Below are 19773 nucleotides of genomic sequence, written 5' to 3' on the forward strand. Positions count from 1 at the left end.
GGGAAAATGGGGTTTCGTCCGGGGGGGGGGGGGACGACTACACCGCCTGAAACCTTTGCCATCACTGCCCTGGACGGCTACCTGAAAAATGCTGAAGTGCGGGTTGATACCAATAACGACAATGCCTGTGAATCAACACTGATAGCCAACACTGGCGATAAAGGCAGCGCACAAATACCGGTTGAGTACCAAAACAACACGCTCTGTATTACTGCACTTCCCGGCATTACCGTTGATGAAAGTCGTGGCGTCGTGACAAAAAATGTTGAACTGAAAGCTCCGGCTGGTGAGCGTGTGGTCAGTCCGATGACTGATCTGGTGGTTGCCCAGCTGAAGGCTAATCCTACCCCCGAAGACATTGTTGCGGCAAAAGACATTGTCGTCAGTAAATTTGATTCTGAACTGGGCCTGACAGCTGATGACATTTTCACTGATTATGTTGCCAATGCTAATAATCCTAAAGCCCAGGCCATCAATGCCATCGGTGAAGCCCTGTTTGATGCTGATAAAAACCTGACCGTTGAACAGAAGCTGGGTGCCGTTGAGCAAGCCTCTGGTCAAGCGCAAGAGGTTATCACAAACAATGGCAGCCTTGAAAATTTCGCCCCGGTGATTGGCAATGAGGGTAGCGTCACTCCAAACCAGCGCCCATCCATCACCGTTGGCCATGAGAGCGGTGAACTTAATCGCACCATTGAAGTGGGGCAAGCCTTCACAGAGGTGGATGTTGCAGGCTGGTTTGCAGACAGTGACAACGACCCATTAACCTATTCTGTAGAAGTATTACCTGCATCAGGTTCCAGTCTGACGATTACTGGTTCCACTATCCAGGGTACACCAGAAAAAGCGGGCAATTATGAAGTATACGTTTACGCTTACGATGGTAAAACCCGCTCCTACCCGGTTAAATTTGTCCTGGAAGTAACTGCTGAAAACGCTGAACCACAGCTGAATGAACAGGCCGCAGGTGAGATCCAGTCATTTTTGAACGGTCTACAGCTGACCCAGGGGCAAACAGAAGATACGACAATATCCATTGCCGATCTGTTTACCGACGATGATCCACTGAAATTGACAGCTGAAACCGATATTACCGGGCTGACTGTATCCGTGGATGAAAACCAGATGCTGGTCATTGGTGGCACCCCGTCCGTGTCAGGAAAAGACCTCAGCATTTTTGTTTACGCGAATGATGGTGTGAATCAGCAGGCTGGGACGGTTTTCTCACTGGACGTTGCCGAAGCGGTACAAGATCAGCACCCTCTGGAAGGCAAGCCACTCTATAGACTGACAGACGGTAATGACGATGGCGATGCCAGCACGGCTGACTTCACACAGGTATGGTGCGACACCTTCCTGTTTGAAGGTGGCGACGTGCTCAGCAATACCCGCACCATTGCCAACCGTACCAGCTGTTCTGAGCAACTTGAGTCCGTTGGCAGCTACGCCGTTGATGGCAGCAAGCTGAACATCACCTGGGACAGCAACGGTGATGGGGTCATAACCAACATGTCATTGATCGACCAGTCACTGGCTGCTAATGGCGCCGGTCTGCTGCTTGAGCATACCGAAGACGGTAAAACCAGGGCTGAACTCTACTTTGCTAACAAAGCCCATGCTGAACAGCGTATCCAGCTCACCAGCGACACGCCGGAAGGCCAGGGTGACTTCGGTTTCTATCAGCCCAAAGCCCTGCGTAGCAATTATCAGCCGGGTAAGGTCTCTGTTTCCATGGGATTACCGGTTCAGAATGATGAGGGTGATCTGGACATTGACCTGTACTTTGACAGCCTGCCTGCAGCAGACAACCCGACGCAAGCAAACTGCGAAAGCCGGATCAAGGCCCTGTACAGCAGCTTTGAAATTGTGAGCAGTGAAGCAAGCGACAACATTGGCGTAACCAAACAGTTCTTCCCGGGTGATAACAATACCAGTTGCGTGGTTGACTATGACATCACTGGCAGTACCCATGATGGGCAAGTGTTCGGCGTTATTGCCAAATCTGCCCGTAGTGAAGTCATCAGTGACCTGCTGTTCAATATCGAATGGAACCATCCGGGCAGCGGCCTTTTACCTGAAGTCACAGAAGCCGAACTACAAGACTTTCTAGAAGGTTCCAGCCGTAACGACTATCGCTACCAGGGCAGCTTGAACAGTGTTCGCTTTGACAGTGTTGAAGCGACCGTTTTCTTCGAAGGGCAAGCGTGCATGGGTGATGTATGTGATGCTGATTACACCTTCGAAGGTGATGAGCTGGTTCTGCAAATAGGGGCTGATACCGAGCGGGATCAATTTATCTATACTTCAGCGGAAGTTGCCTTTGCGGTCACCGGATCAAAAGATCTGATCGCCTGGGGCAAGAAAGATTACAGTGCTGCTGAAAACCAGACCGGTTGGACCTCAGAACAGCTGACGGGCAAGACCTGGTTCTATGTTGATGATGACAGCACATCAACAGCAGCAGCACCCATGTTCGCCAGCTTCCACTTTGTCAGTGATACACAGGTAAAGGTTTCAGAGACAAAGACCTTACCCTGGAGCATAACTAACGGTGTGCTGACCATCGACTTCCCTGAAGGGGGTTCTGACCTGGTACTGAATCGGTACAATGCCTCTGGTGATGTGGTTCTGGCCACAGAAGCCAACGGCAAGCCACTGATCATGAGCGAGAATGAAAACCTCGCCCGAGGCATCTTCAGCAAATGGAAGAATAAGGACTAATACGGCTCGCCTCGTTCCCTCAAAAAACCCCGGGGGCGAGGCAATTCTCTGCTATTCTCAACGCATCAAAAATAATCAGAAGTTGCCCGCATGAACCACGATAAAGACAGTGATGCGCTCTGGAACGCCATTCATCAAATAGAGATCAGCGTTAAAAACTCACAGAATGATATTAAAAAACTGTTCCTGCACAGTGTGCGCCATGAAATAGCGATTGAGACACTGAACAAAAAGGTGGATGCCCACCAGCAGGAAAATCGTGAACGCTTCAACAGGATTGATAATCGACTTGATAAGGTTGATGATCGACTCGATAAAATTGATGATCGACTCGATAAAATTGATGATCGACTCAATAAGGTTGATGACCGATTCGATAAGATTGAAAACCGACTTGATAACATTGATAAGCGGTTTGATAAGGTTGAAGAGACACTCGCTATCATTGTGAACCACCTCAAGCCATGATCTCGTTCCAACAATTTTGGGTCCTTCGTGGGAAGGCATAAACTGCGACTACTACAATGGCCTCATTGAGTTCCCATCTGCGGCTGCTCAGGCTTTCAAATGTTTAAAGTGAGTTCAAATGATTAATGCACCACTGAGCCCGTTTCAGGATGGCATCTCTGTCAGCTGAACTCTTTTTGTCCCAACCCTTGTAGACCAGTGCAGTCCGTGGGTTGTTCTGCAATAACGCCCGGTGTCTCTCCATAAAATACCAGTAAAGGCTGTTCAAGGGGCAGGCGCTTTCAGTCTCTTTTTCCTTCACGCTGTAAACACAGCCCGGGCAATAGTCGCTCATTTTCTGCACATAATTGCCACTGCCTGCATAGGGTTTCGAAGCCACCATGCCACCGTCCGCATACTGTGACATACCCCGGGTATTGGGCAGCTCCACCCACTGGATTGCATCGATATAAATACCCAGATACCACTGGTCAACCTGGTCAGGATCAATTCCCGCCAGCAGGCAGAAGTTACCGGTAATCATCAACCGCTGAATATGATGGGCATAGGCATACTGCAATGACTGAGTAATGGCGTGGCGCATACAGTTCATCCCTGTCTGTCCGGTCCAGAACCACTCAGGCAGGTCTCTATCCGCCCTCAGGAAGTTCATGGATTCGTAGTCCGGCATATTGCTCCAGTAAACACCCCGGATATATTCGCGCCACCCGAGGATCTGACGGACAAAGCCTTCTATCTGCGCCAGAGAAATCACCTCCGGGTTTTCCCGCCAGGCGCTGATGGCCTTATCGATCACCTGTTTCGGATGGAGCATTTTGCTGTTCAGGGCGAAGGAGAGCCGGGAATGGTAGAGGCTCCACTGATGATCACTGTTTGCGGTCATGGCATCCTGGAACTGACCAAAATGCGGTAGGCAACAGGTGCAGAAATAATCGAGTAATTTTAAAGACTCCTGACGGGTAATCGGCCATGGCAGATGAGTACCAATGTCACCAAAGCTCTGCACATTATGGCGTTTAAGCCGTTCCAGTACTGACGTGGTTGAACTGGCAAACAGTAACGGTTCCGGAATCTGCTCAAGGTCTGCAGCCTTGAGCCTGGCGCGATTGTCAGCATCATAATTCCATTGCCCGCCTTCCGGCTGGCCATCACACATCAGGACATTATGCTGCTGGCGCATTTTTCGATAGAAGGTTTCCATCCGGCCCGGCTTACCGGGCTTGAACCGTTTGGCCAGCTCATCAAACGGGACCAGAAAATGTTCAGTGTCGTACTCTTTAGCAGAGATATTTTTCTTAAGTAATTGATCAGGCCCAAAGTCCCTTAACTGCGCCAGCAAACGGTATTCATCCGGCCGCTGGTATTCAAAGCGGGTCACGGAATATTGCTCGCACAAATGAAGAATCAATGAAGGCAGGTCGGTAAAGTCACCGGTTTCATCCAACGTCAGGTGCAGCACATGATGCCCCGCTTTCTGCAGTGCCAAAGCGAACTGTTCCATGGCCAGAAAAAAACCACAGATTTTTTGTACATGGTGCTTGACGTAGCCAGTTTCCTGAAGCAGCTCGGCAATCACATAAAGACAATCATCGTCCTGCACGCTGAACCAGCTATGGCGGGCATTGAGCTGGTCACCAAGAATCAGCCTGAGGGTTGAATAGGGTTTATTGCTGTTCATCCATCACCCGGTGTCGTTGAGATCGGCAACGCCTTGAACAGTAACGCACCGCTTCCCAACAGCGTTCCCACTTTTTTCGCCAGGAAAAGGGACGGTGGCAGACCGGGCACAGTTTTTGTGCCGGTGCCTTATGGCCAGTCGCTCTTGCTCGTTGAGGGTAATTCATGCCTTTTTTACGTGAAATTCTTTCAATAGGTGTAAAACGTCTTGATGATGGTACTTCCTGGCCATATCCATCGCAGTCTTTCCCCACCGGTTGGTCACGCTGATATCAGGATTCGCCTGCAATAGCCTGTTGACCACTTCGGCATTGCCTTTTTTGGCGGCCAGTATAAGCAGCGTATTCCCATCCTTGTCGCGAAGATACCGGTTGGTGTCTTTCCTGCCGAGCAGCGCACGCACGACATGGTTTGATTGATTGCGGATCGCACACAGCAACAGGCTTTCCCGCCGTTTATTAATTCTTCGGTTTACGTCTTCCCGGAAATAGTTCAGATAAAACTCAAGTAACCCGGGGTCGTTCATTTTTACCACCCGCTCAACCGACTTCGCGTCCAGTCTCAATAAGGACAAGAGGTACATAATCCGCCTGTCATCCGCCTGACCGTTCTTAAGCGCCTCAAACAGCGCCTTTTTAACGGCATCACTGCCCATAATATGTCGGGTAATATATTTTTCCAGCTGATTAATCCGGTATTCTTCATCAGACCTGAGCCCGAAGATGTGATACAGAAAATGCTTCAGCCGGAAAAGGAAACGGCACTTGATATCGACGACATTGTCCTTATGAACCTGAAGGATACCCTCAAGGTCACGGCATTGGTCGATTTTCTGCTCAATTGCCGCATCAGGGGTTCTTGCGTCCGGGTTTGTCTTCAGATGCTGAATCTCACGGGCAAGCCTTATGGTATTTTCCGGAGTTTGCCAGCCCCTTTTATTGGCAAAAGGTTTGTGGATATGTTGATAGCCGGACTTGAGGACATTAGCGACAAATGTGGAACAGTTGAAACCATAGCCGTAGTGACCATTCTCATAGATCTTTCTGGCTTTTTTTAGCATCATGTCAACATTAAGACCCGTCAGTAACACAGTCCTTCGGTCAGAGACGTAATCATAGTGGTCAACAATATCCTTCATTATGTATTTTCTGAGTTCAAATCGACTGTCGCTCTCACCGGCTTCCCGGGGAATGTCCCAGGCAAGATTCTTTTCAATCAGTTTCCAATTCGCATGTAGAGCGCCATAAGAAAAATATTCAGGCTCGCCATTAACAGGATAAATTATCAGTGCCGTATGGCGCCCATTGGCAAAATCAATGGTCAGACAGCAGCCCGGCTTGCACTCCCCGATGATTTCCGCCGCCCGCTGTGCACATTTCTTTTTAAACTGGTCAAGACTTTCCGGAGTAATGCCATTCTCCTTATTACCCATAGCCTTTTCAATGGCCTTGAATTGGCTGACATATCTTTTTGTCATAAAAATATCTGCCGCGTTTTTTTTAATGACTTTCAATGCGCCCAATAAAGGCCGGTGGTGAAAAGATTGATGGACAATACTGTTTGTTGTAGGCCGGAACCCATTGCCTGGGGAGCCCGGATTGGCCGGGTCAATTCCGGTGGGGAGGGAGTTACTGCAGAGGCAGGGAGCTACTGAACGCATCCGATAACTTTTTTGGGCAGCATGACACCCGTTGACGGAAGATCCCATCACGCTGGCTGGCACCCTTGGGGTTATAACACTTGACACATCCATCACAACTCCCTTTGTATGCTTCCCAGGAATCCTGCTCTGTTAAAAAATTGCAGATATTCTGGCGGAAAAAACCCGGCGGATAACTAACAACATGGTTACCTGCACTAACCAAAACCGGCCCGGCAAAAAAACCGATGTTTCGCCTTATGCCAGATTACCCGTGAATCTGCTATATTCCCCCGTCCGAACGCACAACATCCATCTTATCTACCCCACCATCAGGGTCTCCAGATCCCATGCTGAGCTATCAACACCATTACCACGCGGGCAATCATGCCGATGTACTCAAGCACTGGCTATTGCTGGCCTGCGTGCGTCACATGCAGAAAAAAGACAAGCCTTTTGATTACATTGATACCCATGCCGGCGCCGGTCTCTACCGACTGGACTCAGCCATGGCCCGAAAGACCGCTGAAAGCGCTGAGGGTGTCCTGAAGCTGGACTGGAAAAAACTGAAAGGTCTGGAAGACTATCACAGCCAGATTGCCGACGATCTCCGCTGCCAGCGTTACCCGGGCTCGCCATTGCTGATAAAGCGGCTGTTGCGGCCCGGTGACAAGGCCTGGCTCTATGAAATGCATCCACAGACCATTACTGAATTACGGGAGCATTGTGCACATCGCCGCCTTTGCCATGTTCGTCAGGAAGATGGCTTTAAGGGGCTGCCAGCCCTGCTGCCCACAGCCAGCCGTCGTGCCCTGGTATTGGTCGATCCCTCTTATGAGATCAAGTCGGACTATCAGACCGTGGTTAAGGTGATGGAAGCCGCTTATCTGAAAATGCCTCAGGCAATGCTGTTACTGTGGTATCCCGTGGTGGAAATGCATCAGGTTCGACAGATGGAAAAGGGGGTTGCCAACAGCAGGATGCGCAATGTCCACCTGTTTGAAATGGGTGTTGCTGACAACAGTGAACCCGGAATGACCGCCTCGGGCATGGTGGTGGTGAATCCTCCCTGGACACTGGCGGATGACTTCATCCGGACCATGCCAGAGGTATCGGCCCACCTGGCGAAAGACCAGAAGGCTCGCTGGCGGCATCAGCTATTGGTGGCGGAATGATTACGGCATGATGGGCCAGTCGGCGGCATCGACGCTGTCCAGAGGGTAGGTTTTATCGCCCTCCCAACGGTGTATATAGCTGCCATCAGGATCATACTGCCGGGCCTGTTTATCCAGGTCAAAATGGCGACACCCTCTCGGGTCAGCACCCACGCCCGCCAGATACTGCCAGTTACCCCAGTTGCTGCCCACGTCATAATCCACCAGCTGCTGCTCAAACCAGGCTGCGCCGTAGCGCCAGTCCATCCCCAACTCATGAATAAAGCAGCTGGCCACGATCTGCCGTCCACGGTTGGACAGGTAACCGGTGTCCTTCAGCTCTTTCATGCAGGCATTGACGATAGGCCAGGGCGTATTACCGGCGCACCATTTCTGAAAACGTTCCGGATAAAAGCAGGACAACCTGCACTTTTCTTTAATGCCCCTGGGTGAAAACAGCCGGACACCATGCTTCAGGGCGTACCATTGAAAATACTCACGCCACAGCAATTCAAACCGAATCCAGTAGGTGGATTCGTTGGCCATAATCATGGACTCATAGTCGCTCAGTGCCTGGAAAATCTGCCGGGCGGAAAGGCAACCCTGCGCCAGCCAGGGAGAAAATTTGGTTGAGTTCTCCCAACCCTGAAAGGCGTTTCGTGTCTCCTTGTAGGTGGCTGGCTGCATCGTTGAAAAATAGTGCCGCAGATGCTCTGCAGCTGCTGCTTCACCGCCGGTAAACGAACGGCTGGTTTTGGCCTTTGCCGGTAACCGGTCAGAGGAGTAATTCAAGCCGGGCATTGGCCCTGGCATGATATCCGGTGCGGTTGCTGCTTCGGTAATGGGCAGGTTTTCTACTTGCTTTCGGAACCGGGTAAAGGTTTCCGGCAGCTCGTCCAGGGCAAACGGCAGATCGTTCTGGTGGAAGAGCGTAAACGTTTCAACTTCATGGAACGTGACTGTCGGGAAGTTCCGCTTGAGACTTTGCCAATAGACACTCTCTTGATAACCCATATTACGGCTGCGATAGACAGCATCAATGTTATGGGCCTTCAGCATTTGCTCGATCGCCTGATACGGGCTTTGCCGACGCACCAGCAGTTTTTGCCGGCGCTCTTCAAGCTGTGACTCAAGGTGTTGAATACTCTCCTTCAGGAAACCCCAGCGATGATCGCCCATCACCCTTGACTGGTAGCGGCCCGGCTTGAACCAGGCAGGGTCAACACAATAGACGCACACCAAGTATTTACAGCTGGCAGCCGCCTGCATCAAGGCACGGTTATCACTCAGCCTCAAATCATTGGTAAACAGAAACAGCGTTATTCCCTGCAAATGCGATACCCCCGAACTTTCAAACACCAGAGCTTATGTATACGTGAGTTTTCCCCAACCGCGACAAACCATACCCAATCACCGATAACTTTTTGTAATTCATCAGCATTTGAGAGAGACTCCTATGGAATACATTAACAATAAGGATAAAACGCGTTGAGAACCCTGAAAATCTTGTCACTGGCCGCACTGCTTGCAGGCTGCACAGGAATACCCGAAGGCATTACCCCGGTAAAGCCATTTGAGGTTAATCGCTATGTCGGCAAGTGGTATGAGATCGCCCGGCTGGACCACCGCTTTGAACGCGGCCTTTCCCACATCACGGCAGAATACTCAAGCAACCCGGATGGCACTATCCGAGTCATCAACTCAGGTTACTCTGCTGCAGCAGGTGAACGTAAGCAGGCCGAAGGCAAGGCAAAATTTGTCCGGGGAGATGACGAAGGCTACCTCAAAGTCTCCTTTTTTGGCCCCTTCTACGGCTCATACATCATTTTTGGGCTTGACCAGAAAGACTATGAATACGCCTTTATCTCAGGGAATGATCGGGACTACCTCTGGCTGCTGGCCAGGACCCCTACCGTCAGTGATAAGGTCAAGTCGGACTTCATCGACCAGGCCAGGGCACTTGGGTTTGAGACTGGACAATTGATCTTTGTGGATCAAACCAGCCCTCTGCAATAGTCCGGGTCGGCAGGGATCTTCCAGAGTAACGCGATAGCGGCTTCTGAATGGCTAAATTGCCGTCGTCTATCATGGCATTGGATCAATAAATGTTCGCTGTCGGGACTGAATTTCGCCAGTTTAACGGGAGATTCCAGTTTAATCTGCTCTTTTTCTACCCATTTGCCATCATCACCAATGCCCCAGAGTTGCACAAGACCTTGTTGACGTATGAACTTCCGATTCACTCTATTGCCATGAACCACGAAATGGTTATCCAGTTCATTAAAAAACGCACCTTCGATGGAGTAGGCATCAGGGGTCGTCGTCACCGCCAGTTTCATCCACTGGCCACTATCGTCGCGCCCCAGGATACAGGTGGTTTTATCCGCGCTAACGGTATAGGCAAGGCAGCCTGAAGGGGAAAACCGGGCATCACGAATCCGTCCTTGATGTTGAACCATCAATTGTTCCTGCCATTTGCCCTGGCTGTCGAGGGACAGGATTTTTGTGGTTTGATCATGACTGCGGGTCAGCACACTGTCCTCCTGAGGATTGAAGGCGGCATAGTCAATCCCCCCCTGATGACCTACCCTTGCTTTCTCAACCAGGTTACCTTCCTCGTCATACCCCCAGATGCAGGCATAATTCGTGTCAACACCATAGCTCAGAAGAACATTCTCTGAGGGGCTGAAGATGACATCACTACTGCCGCTGTGCTCAAGGGTCTGGACGTTATCCAGCCGATCACCCGTTCTGCTGCAATCCCAGAGTTTATAGTTGCCGTAGCTCCGACTGAAGATGGCTTCGTCACTGCCGCTCTGCCCAGGAGCCTCACCGTCACCTGGCAGGTCACCGGTACTGTTGCAGTCAAGGGGTTTAAAGAGACGGGCCAGTAATTTGCCCCCGGAGGGGCTGAATTCAGCCTTTGCACAATCCCGGATTTCAGTTTTTACTACCCAGTCACCGTTATCATCATAACCGGAAATGATGGCTCTATCGTCTGCGTCAAGGGTCAGCGCATGTTGGCCGGAGGCATTGAAGGATCCATGGCAAATAACGTTACCGAAACGGTTGTTAAGTTGACTCGACCTCAATCCAGGATGACAGATCTCTGCAATCTGCGACCAGCTGCCATCATCGATATCACAACCAAGAAAAACGGCCTTGTGGTCCTCGGTGAAGATCAGGGCATGCTGTTCATCATCACTGAGCTGGGCACTTAAAATATTCCCGTTGCACTCAATGACCTTTTTTTCCTCCAGAGAATTACTTTCATCACTAAAGCCCCAGATGGTCGCTGATGCGCCCTGATAAGTCAGTAAATAATTGTCCGTGGCCCTGAAGGACGGTTGCTGTGACCCGTATTGCTGAAAGTGACAGATCTCCCTAGTCTGGCTTAGCGGAGTCCACAGGCCGTTGCTGTCCTTGTACAATACATTGATTCTGCCGGTCTGTGGGTCCCAGGACATAATCCTGTCCTGCAAGGGGCTGAAGGCTACCTGCACCTTTGGATAGTCTTTATGGGTGGGGGTGTGCTCAAGCACTTTTGCCAACACCCAACGGCCATGACTGTTTAGCGTATACACCGTGACAACGCCATCGTCGTTGCTGCTCAGGAGTGTATTTTCCGACCGGTTAAGCTGGCAATGGAAAATCTCCTTGTAATCCCCGACGGAACCGTTCTCTAACCAGACGCCATCCAAATCTCGTGCCCAGATGCCCAGACTGAAATCGTCAACATCGTCGCTAGCCGTAATAACCAGGTTCTTACCCGTCAGGCTGAAGCTGGCGTCAAGGATACGATTATCGAAGGTGATGATCTGTTTGGATTCCAGATAATTTGTCTGGCATTGGATAAATTCAGCCTGCAGTGGGTCAATAAAGTCTGGTTGCCTGACTTTGACGACAACATCCCGAGACTGCAAGTCATTAATGAGCCCAGCAATGTTTGCAGAAGTGCCGGAAGCCTCAAATATTAATGTTTTCTGGAAAACAGATTCGGTGTCATCAGTTGATGGGTTTTTCACTGCGTGCAGTGTATCGAAAGGTTTACTCAGTTGCTCACCCTGCTGTTGCGCTGCATCAGCCAATTCAGCGTCTGACGATTGCTGCTTCAGGGAAATATCCAATTTGGCAATTTTACGCTCACTGATATCGGTGATGACTGTCAATCCGGGCGGTGACATCAGTTGCAACCGTTTCCTCGATTCGATCTGGTCCTGATCAGATTCTTTTTTGATTTGTTTGTTATAGGCAGCCACTGTAGTAAGCAGTGGTTCCAGGTCATTAATTATTTGCTGTTCTATTCTGGCAATACTTTGTGATACTGGTTGCATGATGACTACAGACCTATTGGCACAGGGATTGGAACTATACGACCACGTATTAGTGAAACCCGATGGGTTATCTGAATGATCCTCTGTTAATAATTGACTGCCCATTCGGTTCGTGGAGTTGTAGATCAGTCAATCCGGTGAAAGTTCCAGGGATTCGTTCAGCTCCGGTTCAGGGATTTCTGAGTGTACAGCTACGGATTAACCGTTTTGTCACACCTCAAGGGTGCGCTGTTTCTTGCCCCGGGCTGGTCGGGATTTTCCAGAGTGATGCACCACCGGATTCTGAAAGCAGAAGTCCACGCTGATCATCATTGGAGTAGATCACTAAATGTTCGCCGTCGGGGCTGAATGCCGCCTTTCTAACGTGTTTAACCAGTTTTATCTGCTCTTTCTCTACCCATTTGCCATCGCTACCGATGCCCCAGAGTTGCACAAGACCTGAATGACTTTTGTCGTCTAATGTGTTGCCATAGGTCAGGAAATGGTTATCCAATCCATTAAACTCAGCACCATCGATGGAGTAGATACCTGAATCCGGCTCCGCCTGTATCATCCACTGGCCATTATCGTCCCGTCCCAGGATACAGGCGGTGTCGTCCAGGCAAACAAAACAGGCAAGACGCCCTGAAGGGGAAAACCGGGCATGAAGGATGTTGTTCGGCAATATACGAGTTAAAATGCTTGCCAATGTGGAAGTCCCGGCATCAGGAATGATGTTTGGATTGTGAAACACCAGCTGTTCCTGCCATTTACCCTGGCTGTCGAGGCCCTGAATTTTTACAGTATGGTCCCGACCGTGGGTCAACACGCTATCCTCCCGGGCGTTGAAGGCAGCATAGTCAATCCCTTCCTGATGGCATACCTTTGCTTCCTCAATCAGGTTACCTTCTTCGTCATTGCCCCAAATACAGGCAACATGCGATTCATGGCCGTAACTTAGCAAACGGTTCTCTGAGGGGCTGAAGACAACCTCCCGGCTGCCGGTGTGCTCAAGAACCTGACTGTTATCAAACCGCTCACCAGTACTTTTGCAATCCCAGAGCCTGAAGCGGCCACTACCGTGACGAGCCAGTAATTTATGCCCGGAGGGGCTGAATCTGGCCTCCACACAATCCTGGATTTCTGCCTTTCGTACCCAGGCACCGTTATCGTCATATCCGGAAATAATAACCCTGTTGTCTATATCCCGGGTCATGGCATGTTGCCCGGAGGCATTGAAGGTGGCTTGGCAAATGAGGTTGGTGTGAGCCTGGTTGTCGTCGTCTATCATCGTCTCGGGATGACGGATATTTCCGACCTTAGACCAGTTCCCATCGTCATCACAACCCAGAAAGAGGGCCTGGCTACCCCAGGTGAAGACAACAGCCTGGCGCTCATCATCACTCAGCTGGGCACTGGCAATATTCCTGTCACACTCAAAGACTCCTTTCTCCACCAGATAGTTGCCCTTGTCACTGAAGCCCCAGATGGTCACTGTCCTGCCACAGTAAGCCAGAAAAAAATTGTCGGTGGCCTTGAAGTGCGGCTGCTGTGGACCGGTTTGCTGAAAGTGGCTGATACCTTTGGGCTGGGTCAGCGAAAGCCACCGGCCATTGCTGTATTTGCGCAATACGATGATGTTGCCGGCCTGAGGGTCATAGGCCATGATCTTGTCCTGCAACGGGCTAAAGCTTACCTGCACCGGCGGATAGTCTTCATGGTGGGGAGTGAGCGCAAGCACTACCGTCTCCTCCCAGCAGCCATCGCTGTTCAGCGTAATCACCCTGACGTTGCCACTGCGGCTGCTGCTCAGGAGGGTATTTTCACCCTGGTTGAACTCGTAATCACGGATTGGGCCGGAGTCCTTTATCTCTCCTCTCAATACCCAGTCGCCACCATCCGCGCCTGGCCGCCAGATGCCCAGGTTGAAATCGTCATCACCGTTGCAACCCGTGATAATCAGGTTCTTACCCGTTGGGCTGAAGGTGGCATCGAGAATATATTTCCAAAAGCCAGCTATCTTTTTGAGTTCCATATACTTTGTCTGGCATTGGAAAATGCCGGAGGTCACTCGCTCAATCACCGGGCCAATGTTGTCCGCCTGACTGTGCCGGGGAACAACATCCGGCAACTGTTGACCATTAACTGGCCCGGCGCTGTTTGAAATAGCCTCTGCCATTGTCCGGGGGTATGGCCCTGTGGCTGGGTCATCAGTGGTCGTGATGTGACAACTGCGGATTATATTCTCTTGATCACGCTCTTGTTCACGCAGCTGCGATGTATTGGCCAGGCCAGGGCCTGGCGACTTTTGCATCATGGACATTTCCAATCCGACAATTTCCAGCTTACTCTGACCGATTGAGGTGATGACCGACCATTCGGGTGGTGAATACCGTTTCAACCGATTCAGCAATTCGATCTGCTTCGGTTCAGAAACTTCCCGGATTTTTCTGTTAAAGTCTTCCACCGACTTTCTCAGCGCCTTCATATCATTAATCAGCTGACGTTCATTGAGCTCCGTCTTGCTTGCGGCTGCCCTGCTTAGTATCCGGCCAAATGACATCACCTGTGTTCTTGCCCGCAGGCTGCACAGGGCTTGAGGGTTGCCGGAAAAGCCAATATTTATGCACTTTTGTACTATTGATTGCATGATGACTCCGGTCATATTGATAGGGTGATTGGGCTTATACCGCCATGTAACAGTAATCCAAGGTTGTTTAAGCCGTATCCTATTGCTTGCCCGGCCACTCAGTAGCCTTTGGATCAGGCAATTTGTCAAAAGTTCCTGACCTCAGGGAGTTTTTTGTCCGGGGTCATTACGACAGTAAAGGGAAGGGATCACCGGAGGGAGCAAAAAGGTCTTACTCAGTGGCAAAAAAGAAAGTATTCAAACTGCGGGCCATCGTACAAAACCTCAAGTATCGGTAGTTCCCAGCTCCGGGCTGGCCGGAATCTTCCAGAGTAATGCGGTACCAGCTTTTGAAGGGACAAGTCCCCGTCGATCATCGTTGCAGTGGATCATTAGATGATCGCCATCGGGACTGAATCCGGCCATCCTGACAGGATGATCCAGTTTTATCTGCTCTATTATTACCCATTGGCCATCTTTACCGGTCCCCCGGAGTTGCGTAAGTTGCATAAAGAGTTGCACAAAGCCTGGCTGGCATTTGTCCTTCCGGTTCATTTTGTTGCCATAGATCAGAAAATGGTTCTCCAGTTTATTAAATTGGGCACCATAAATTTGGTAGGCATCCGGGCTGGTCACCGTCTGCTTTATCCACTGGCCATTATCATCACGCCCCAGAATACAGGCGGTTTTGTCCAGACTTACGGTGTAGATAAGACGCCCTGAAAGGGAGAACCGGGCGATACGAATCATGCTTTGATGTTCAACCTCAAACTGCTCCTGCCATTTACCCTGGCTGTCGAGACCCAGAACTTTTACGGTACCACGACTGCGGGTCAGCACACAGTCCTCCTGAGGATTGAAGGCCGCATAGTCAACCCCCCCCTGATGACATGACCTTGCTTTCTCAACCAGATTACCTGCCTCGTCATCCCCCCAAATACAGGCGAAATTCGTTTCATTGCCATAACTCAGAAGAAGATTCTCCGAGGGGCTGAAGATGGCTTCATAACTGCCGCGGTGCTCAAAGCTCTGACCTTTATCCAGCTGATTGTCAATACTGTTGCAATCCAGGAGTTTAAAGCCGTCAATACCAAGTTCGGCCAGTATTTTACGTCCGGAGGGGCTGAATCTGGCCTTTGTACAACCTTCAATTTCAGCTTTTCCAACCCATGTACCATCATCAAGGTAACCAGAAATGATCACTTTTTTGCTCACATCCCGGGTCAGCATATATTGCCCGGAGGCATCAAAGGAGGCACCAGCAACCAGTTTGTAGTGGCACTGGTTGTCGTCATTTATCAACGATTCAGGGCGGCATATCTCCCCGGAATGTGACCAGTTGCCATCCACGTCACAATTCAGACAGGCAGCGTTGCCCTTCCCGAAGAAGATCACGGCATGCCGCTCATCATGGCTCAGCTGGGCACTGCGAATATTCTCACTGCACTCAATGGTCTTTAACTCCTCCAGGCAGTTGTTCTCATCATCACAGCCCCAGATGGTCGCGGTTGTTCCCTTGTAAGTCAGTAAATAGTGGTTCGTGGCCCTGAAGGGCCCTTGCTGTTGCCCGGCTTTCTGACTGTTACGGACCTCTTTAGCCTGGGTCAGCAGGATCCACCGACCGTTGCTATCTTCGCGCAATACGTTGATTTTCCCGGTCTGTGGATCGTAGGACATTATCTTGTCCTGGAAGGGGCTGAAAGCCGCCACCATCGGCGGATAGCCTTCATGACAGGGGGTGTGCCCAAGCACCACCGCCTTCTCCCAATAGCCATCGCTGTTCAGCGTACTCACCGTCACATTGCCACTACGGCTGCTGCTCAGGAGTGTATTTTCCGATCGGTTGAGTTCGTAACGATAAATCGAAGCAGAGTCTTCTACCTCCCCTTTCTGCACCCAGTTGCCATTCGCACCCTGTCGCCAAATCTTCAGACTGAAATAATCATCCTTTCCATCGCGACCGCGGATAAACAGGTTTTCACCCATTGGGCTGAAGCTGACATCGACAATATGATGACGGAACCTAGCCTCCAGTTTGAGTTCCAGATAGTTGGTCTGGCAGTGGAAAATCCCGGCCTTCACCGGGCCTGTATTGCCCGGCTGCCTGTTGGGAACAACGTCCTGTAACTGGTCATTAACTGGCACGGCGAGGTTTGCTGCAGTGCCGGGAGCCTCTGCTGTCAGCACTTTCCGGGGAGCAGACCCGGTGGCTGAATCGTCAGTGGATGACCTGTTCAGTGATGTCAGTGTATTGTCGCTATTGGTAGCAATCAAAAGAGCGCCACCGGGTACCATACCCTGATCTGCCGATCCAGAATCAATAGGACTATCGTACGATATATTCCGCTGTTCATGCTGTTGCGAGGCACTGGCCAAACCAATGCATGACAACGGCTGGATCATGGAAATATTCAGTCCGATAATTTCCAGCCTGCGATTACTGATAGCTGTGAGGATCGTCAATTCCGGTGGTGAATTCTGTTTCAACCGTGCCAGCGAATTGATCTGTTCCGATGCAGAGGCTTCTGAAATATCTTTGTTAAAAGCAGCCACTGACTTAAGCAACGGTTTCAGATCATTAAATATCTGCCGTTCATTGGTCTCTGTTGTGCTTGTGATTGTGCTTGTGGCTGCACTGCCTGGCGCGATTGGTTGCATGGTAACTCCGGTCATATTGACACAGGGGTTGAATCTATACGGCCATGGATTAGCAGTATCCTGTTTTTTAATAGTCCTCTGTTGCTTGTCTGACCACCTCACTCCTGAACAGTAGATCAGTCAATCGGGCTAAAGTTCCTGAACTGAGGGATTTTTTTCGTTCATGGCCATAAGCCATAAGCCATAAGCCATAAGCCATAAATAGAACGGATTGTCGAATAAGTTTTTTCCCGTTACTGTCAAGGGGGAAAGCGCGCTCAGGCATGAGCGTCTCGCAGGAGGAACCCCACTGCTTTAGCTGTGGGAGGATGTCAATGTATCGATATTGGCAGACGGCAAAATTCTGCCGGTTATCGTGAAAACACTGGTATTTGGTTATTGAGGTGCAGCAAATGTCTGATCAGGAACACAATCGTCTGTCCAGAATTTATACCCGTACCGGCGACAAAGGCACCACCGGACTGGGTGACCAGAGACGTGTATCAAAAACCCATGCGCGCATCGAAGCGATTGGCGCGGTTGACGAACTGAACACCTGGATAGGGCTGCTGATCAATGAGCTGAATGAAGTTCAGCCCATGCATCACCGGCTTCAGAAGCCATTAGAAAATATTCAGCACCGACTGTTTGACCTCGGTGGTGAACTGGCCATGCCCGGTTACCAGTTAATTCAGGCCTCCTTTGTTACAGACCTTGAAAAAACATTAGATGAATTTAACGACAGCCTGCCACCGCTGAAAAATTTTATCCTGCCCGGTGGCTCCCGCCTGGCCTGTTACTGCCATATGGTCAGAACCATTTCCCGCCGGGCTGAACGCCGGGTAATAGCCGCCAGAGAAGCGGGCGAAGCGATCAACCCGCCACTGATGCAGTATCTGAACCGGCTTTCAGACCTGATGTTTGTACTGGCACGGGTAGTTGCCAGGCAAGCTGGTGGTGAGGTGCTCTGGCAACAGTCAGAGAAGCAAAAGATCTAGTCATGCATTTGCAGGACACAGTGTCATAGAAAGAAAATGAATAGATTCATTGAATCGATTGCTGCTGCGTGGATTGCTGCTGCGTGCCCTGCGGGAGGTAATTAACCGGTGGCGGGAACTTTTCAAGGAGACTGTTAACCGACGTTGTAATGTAGTCTCTCTGCTCTTCTGGCGACATATCCGACGTCAGTCGTTGACTGGCAATACCCTGCCAGATGACATTGTTATTGGCCGGATCAATAACATTCAGTGTCAGGCGCCCTTCCTCGTAACTGTTTACCACCACTTCAGAGGGCCAGTTGGTCATCATCCATGGACCATAGTAAAAACCCCCATTATAGAAAGAGTTGTATGCCGTACCCTCCAGTCTGGACTTTTCAGTAAAGCCCCAACCCAACCACATACTTGCCTGTTGAGCCGGCACTTCCTGTAGCCCTTTTGCGGCAAGATCCTGTGAAACCTGCAGGTGTACTCTTTGAGCCATCAGGCTCAGGACCCGGTTATCCCTGTCCCTTTGTGGCTGGAACCAGGCCCATGTGGTCATGGATGGCCAGTTAATCTGCTGGTCGTAGTCCCAGCTTACTTCAGGCTTGGCAGCGCAACCTGACAGGAAAACAGTGAACAGAACAAATGGGGGAAGGTACTGTCTCATGATAGCTCCTAGTCGACCGTCAAGTGCCCCTTATCGTAGTACGCCGGGTCATGCCAGTGTTTGGTGATATGCGCTTTACGTTTTTCAAGACAATTATGCAGCTTACTCAGAAACGCCTGTTTATCCTGCTGTGAAAGACTTTCATCGTCTTTTGCCTCCAGCCAGGCGCTTTCTGCCTCTTGAAACTCAATATCCAGCTCTTCCAGTTCTCTATACCGATTCATAACAACCCCGACGATTAACAATGATCCATCAGCATACAGACTCAATGAAGCTCGGTAAGGCGCTCAAGCAACTGCTCTGCACTCTCATGAACCAGATCTTTGTTAATGTGATCTCCCAGTGGCACATGTTTTTCTACCAGAGGCAGAATTTCACCCAGTAGTTTTGGGGGAGCACAAACACGCAGAGTCTCAAACTGATGCAGATCATGGGCATGATTAATGGATTTGGCCAGCATATGGGCAAAATTGACAGACTCATTGACCTTCGGCGAGTTATCCGTGCCCACCATACGGGCATTACCGCCAATGGATGAAGTGACTGAATGACCGGGGCCTGCCGTCACAAACTCATGCCGTTTCCATCTGCCTTCTTCATGATCGATCTGGTCAACCAGATCAAGCACTCTCTTGTGTCGGTCCAAACGATAGACCTTGGCTTGGCTGTTATCAGCAACCAGTACCCAGGATGATGCCATGAGTATGCACCTCTAAACGGCTCGCGAAGTACGATAACTGTCCAAAGATAGTTCAACAATTCAGAAATTGCCTGTCAGGAATTGCCTGTTTCTGTCTATCACTGGTTGTCGCATAGGTTGTCGCATAACTTCTGACACTCCCCGCCCTGGCGGGCGAGGGTTCTTGATCGCTGAAGAACGTTTCT

At 50.4% G+C, this 19773-nt stretch carries 15 protein-coding genes; 5 read left to right on the forward strand and 10 right to left on the reverse strand.

Annotation, left to right across the window (positions count from 1 at the left end):
• Together KDK13_RS01815 and KDK13_RS01820 are read left to right on the forward strand one after the other, a co-directional pair.
• The coding region (locus KDK13_RS01815) for a hypothetical protein (protein ID WP_257283070.1) at positions 1-2721 on the forward strand (2721 nt) is incomplete at its 5' end.
• 90 nt (positions 2722-2811) lie between these two features.
• Complete coding sequence (locus KDK13_RS01820) at positions 2812-3189, forward strand: hypothetical protein (RefSeq protein ID WP_257283071.1); 378 nt, start codon at positions 2812-2814, stop codon at positions 3187-3189.
• Between the two features lie 103 nt (positions 3190-3292).
• On the opposite strand, the gene KDK13_RS01825 is transcribed toward KDK13_RS01820, so the two are convergent.
• From KDK13_RS01825 to KDK13_RS01835, 3 genes are read right to left on the reverse strand one after another with little or no spacing between them, the layout of a single operon-like run.
• On the reverse strand, positions 3293-4867 hold the full coding sequence (locus tag KDK13_RS01825) for a cryptochrome/photolyase family protein (protein ID WP_257283072.1): 1575 nt from the start codon (positions 4865-4867) through the stop codon (positions 3293-3295).
• Positions 4854-5033, reverse strand: a complete 180-nt coding sequence (locus KDK13_RS01830) for a DUF2256 domain-containing protein (RefSeq protein ID WP_257283073.1) — start codon at positions 5031-5033, stop codon at positions 4854-4856. Before KDK13_RS01830 ends, KDK13_RS01825 begins: the two co-directional genes overlap by 14 nt.
• Positions 5030-6343: an ankyrin repeat domain-containing protein gene (locus KDK13_RS01835; RefSeq protein WP_257283074.1), complete on the reverse strand. Its 1314-nt coding sequence runs from the start codon at positions 6341-6343 to the stop codon at positions 5030-5032. Before KDK13_RS01835 ends, KDK13_RS01830 begins: the two co-directional genes overlap by 4 nt.
• Positions 6344-6855: 512 nt before the next feature.
• On the opposite strand from KDK13_RS01835, the gene KDK13_RS01840 reads away from it, so the two are divergent.
• Positions 6856-7680: a 23S rRNA (adenine(2030)-N(6))-methyltransferase RlmJ gene (locus KDK13_RS01840; protein ID WP_257283076.1), complete on the forward strand. Its 825-nt coding sequence runs from the start codon at positions 6856-6858 to the stop codon at positions 7678-7680.
• Here the strand turns inward: KDK13_RS01840 and KDK13_RS01845 are convergent, their stop codons facing one another.
• Positions 7681-8991 (reverse strand): DASH family cryptochrome, encoded by a 1311-nt coding sequence (locus KDK13_RS01845; protein ID WP_257283078.1) that lies wholly within the window; start codon positions 8989-8991, stop codon positions 7681-7683.
• 156 nt (positions 8992-9147) lie between these two features.
• Here KDK13_RS01845 and KDK13_RS01850 point away from each other — a divergent pair, with 156 nt between their 5' ends.
• Entirely contained in the window at positions 9148-9675 is a 528-nt protein-coding gene (locus tag KDK13_RS01850; RefSeq protein ID WP_257283079.1) for a lipocalin family protein, read from the forward strand.
• On the opposite strand, the gene KDK13_RS01855 is transcribed toward KDK13_RS01850, so the two are convergent.
• The 3 genes from KDK13_RS01855 to KDK13_RS01865 form a co-directional block, all read right to left on the reverse strand.
• On the reverse strand, positions 9654-11993 hold the full coding sequence (locus KDK13_RS01855; protein ID WP_257283080.1) for a WD40 repeat domain-containing protein: 2340 nt from the start codon (positions 11991-11993) through the stop codon (positions 9654-9656). The genes KDK13_RS01850 and KDK13_RS01855 overlap by 22 nt on opposite strands.
• A gap of 217 nt (positions 11994-12210) precedes the next feature.
• Positions 12211-14622: a WD40 repeat domain-containing protein gene (locus KDK13_RS01860; RefSeq protein WP_257283081.1), complete on the reverse strand. Its 2412-nt coding sequence runs from the start codon at positions 14620-14622 to the stop codon at positions 12211-12213.
• Between the two features lie 264 nt (positions 14623-14886).
• Positions 14887-17259, reverse strand: a complete 2373-nt coding sequence (locus KDK13_RS01865; protein WP_257283083.1) for a WD40 repeat domain-containing protein — start codon at positions 17257-17259, stop codon at positions 14887-14889.
• Between the two features lie 392 nt (positions 17260-17651).
• On the opposite strand from KDK13_RS01865, the gene KDK13_RS01870 reads away from it, so the two are divergent.
• Positions 17652-18236 carry a cob(I)yrinic acid a,c-diamide adenosyltransferase gene (locus tag KDK13_RS01870; protein ID WP_257283085.1) on the forward strand — a complete coding sequence of 195 codons (585 nt, stop codon included), beginning with the start codon at positions 17652-17654 and terminating at the stop codon, positions 18234-18236.
• 46 nt (positions 18237-18282) lie between these two features.
• On the opposite strand, the gene KDK13_RS01875 is transcribed toward KDK13_RS01870, so the two are convergent.
• The 3 genes from KDK13_RS01875 to KDK13_RS01885 are packed head-to-tail and all read right to left on the reverse strand — an operon-like array spanning position 18283 to position 19588.
• Complete coding sequence (locus KDK13_RS01875) at positions 18283-18888, reverse strand: DUF4136 domain-containing protein (RefSeq protein WP_257283086.1); 606 nt, start codon at positions 18886-18888, stop codon at positions 18283-18285.
• Between the two features lie 8 nt (positions 18889-18896).
• Positions 18897-19112 (reverse strand): hypothetical protein, encoded by a 216-nt coding sequence (locus KDK13_RS01880; RefSeq protein WP_257283087.1) that lies wholly within the window; start codon positions 19110-19112, stop codon positions 18897-18899.
• Positions 19113-19153: 41 nt separating this feature from the next.
• On the reverse strand, positions 19154-19588 hold the full coding sequence (locus KDK13_RS01885; protein ID WP_257283088.1) for a host attachment protein: 435 nt from the start codon (positions 19586-19588) through the stop codon (positions 19154-19156).
• Positions 19589-19773 lie beyond the last annotated feature (185 nt).

It is taken from the genome of Endozoicomonas sp. SESOKO1, assembly GCF_024606265.1.
Lineage (GTDB): Bacteria > Pseudomonadota > Gammaproteobacteria > Pseudomonadales > Endozoicomonadaceae > Endozoicomonas.

What these genes read in the sequence shown, in the direction of transcription:
- KDK13_RS01820 (WP_257283071.1), top strand. Translation starts at nt 2,812, where the DNA reads ATGAACCACGATAAAGACAGTGATGCGCTCTGGAACGCCATTCATCAA.
- KDK13_RS01825 (WP_257283072.1), bottom strand. Translation starts at nt 4,867, where the DNA reads ATGAACAGCAATAAACCCTATTCAACCCTCAGGCTGATTCTTGGTGAC.
- KDK13_RS01830 (WP_257283073.1), bottom strand. Translation starts at nt 5,033, where the DNA reads ATGAATTACCCTCAACGAGCAAGAGCGACTGGCCATAAGGCACCGGCA.
- KDK13_RS01835 (WP_257283074.1), bottom strand. Translation starts at nt 6,343, where the DNA reads ATGACAAAAAGATATGTCAGCCAATTCAAGGCCATTGAAAAGGCTATG.
- KDK13_RS01840 (WP_257283076.1), top strand. Translation starts at nt 6,856, where the DNA reads ATGCTGAGCTATCAACACCATTACCACGCGGGCAATCATGCCGATGTA.
- KDK13_RS01855 (WP_257283080.1), bottom strand. Translation starts at nt 11,993, where the DNA reads ATGCAACCAGTATCACAAAGTATTGCCAGAATAGAACAGCAAATAATT.
- KDK13_RS01860 (WP_257283081.1), bottom strand. Translation starts at nt 14,622, where the DNA reads ATGCAATCAATAGTACAAAAGTGCATAAATATTGGCTTTTCCGGCAAC.
- KDK13_RS01865 (WP_257283083.1), bottom strand. Translation starts at nt 17,259, where the DNA reads ATGCAACCAATCGCGCCAGGCAGTGCAGCCACAAGCACAATCACAAGC.
- KDK13_RS01870 (WP_257283085.1), top strand. Translation starts at nt 17,652, where the DNA reads ATGTCTGATCAGGAACACAATCGTCTGTCCAGAATTTATACCCGTACC.
- KDK13_RS01875 (WP_257283086.1), bottom strand. Translation starts at nt 18,888, where the DNA reads ATGAGACAGTACCTTCCCCCATTTGTTCTGTTCACTGTTTTCCTGTCA.
- KDK13_RS01880 (WP_257283087.1), bottom strand. Translation starts at nt 19,112, where the DNA reads ATGAATCGGTATAGAGAACTGGAAGAGCTGGATATTGAGTTTCAAGAG.
- KDK13_RS01885 (WP_257283088.1), bottom strand. Translation starts at nt 19,588, where the DNA reads ATGGCATCATCCTGGGTACTGGTTGCTGATAACAGCCAAGCCAAGGTC.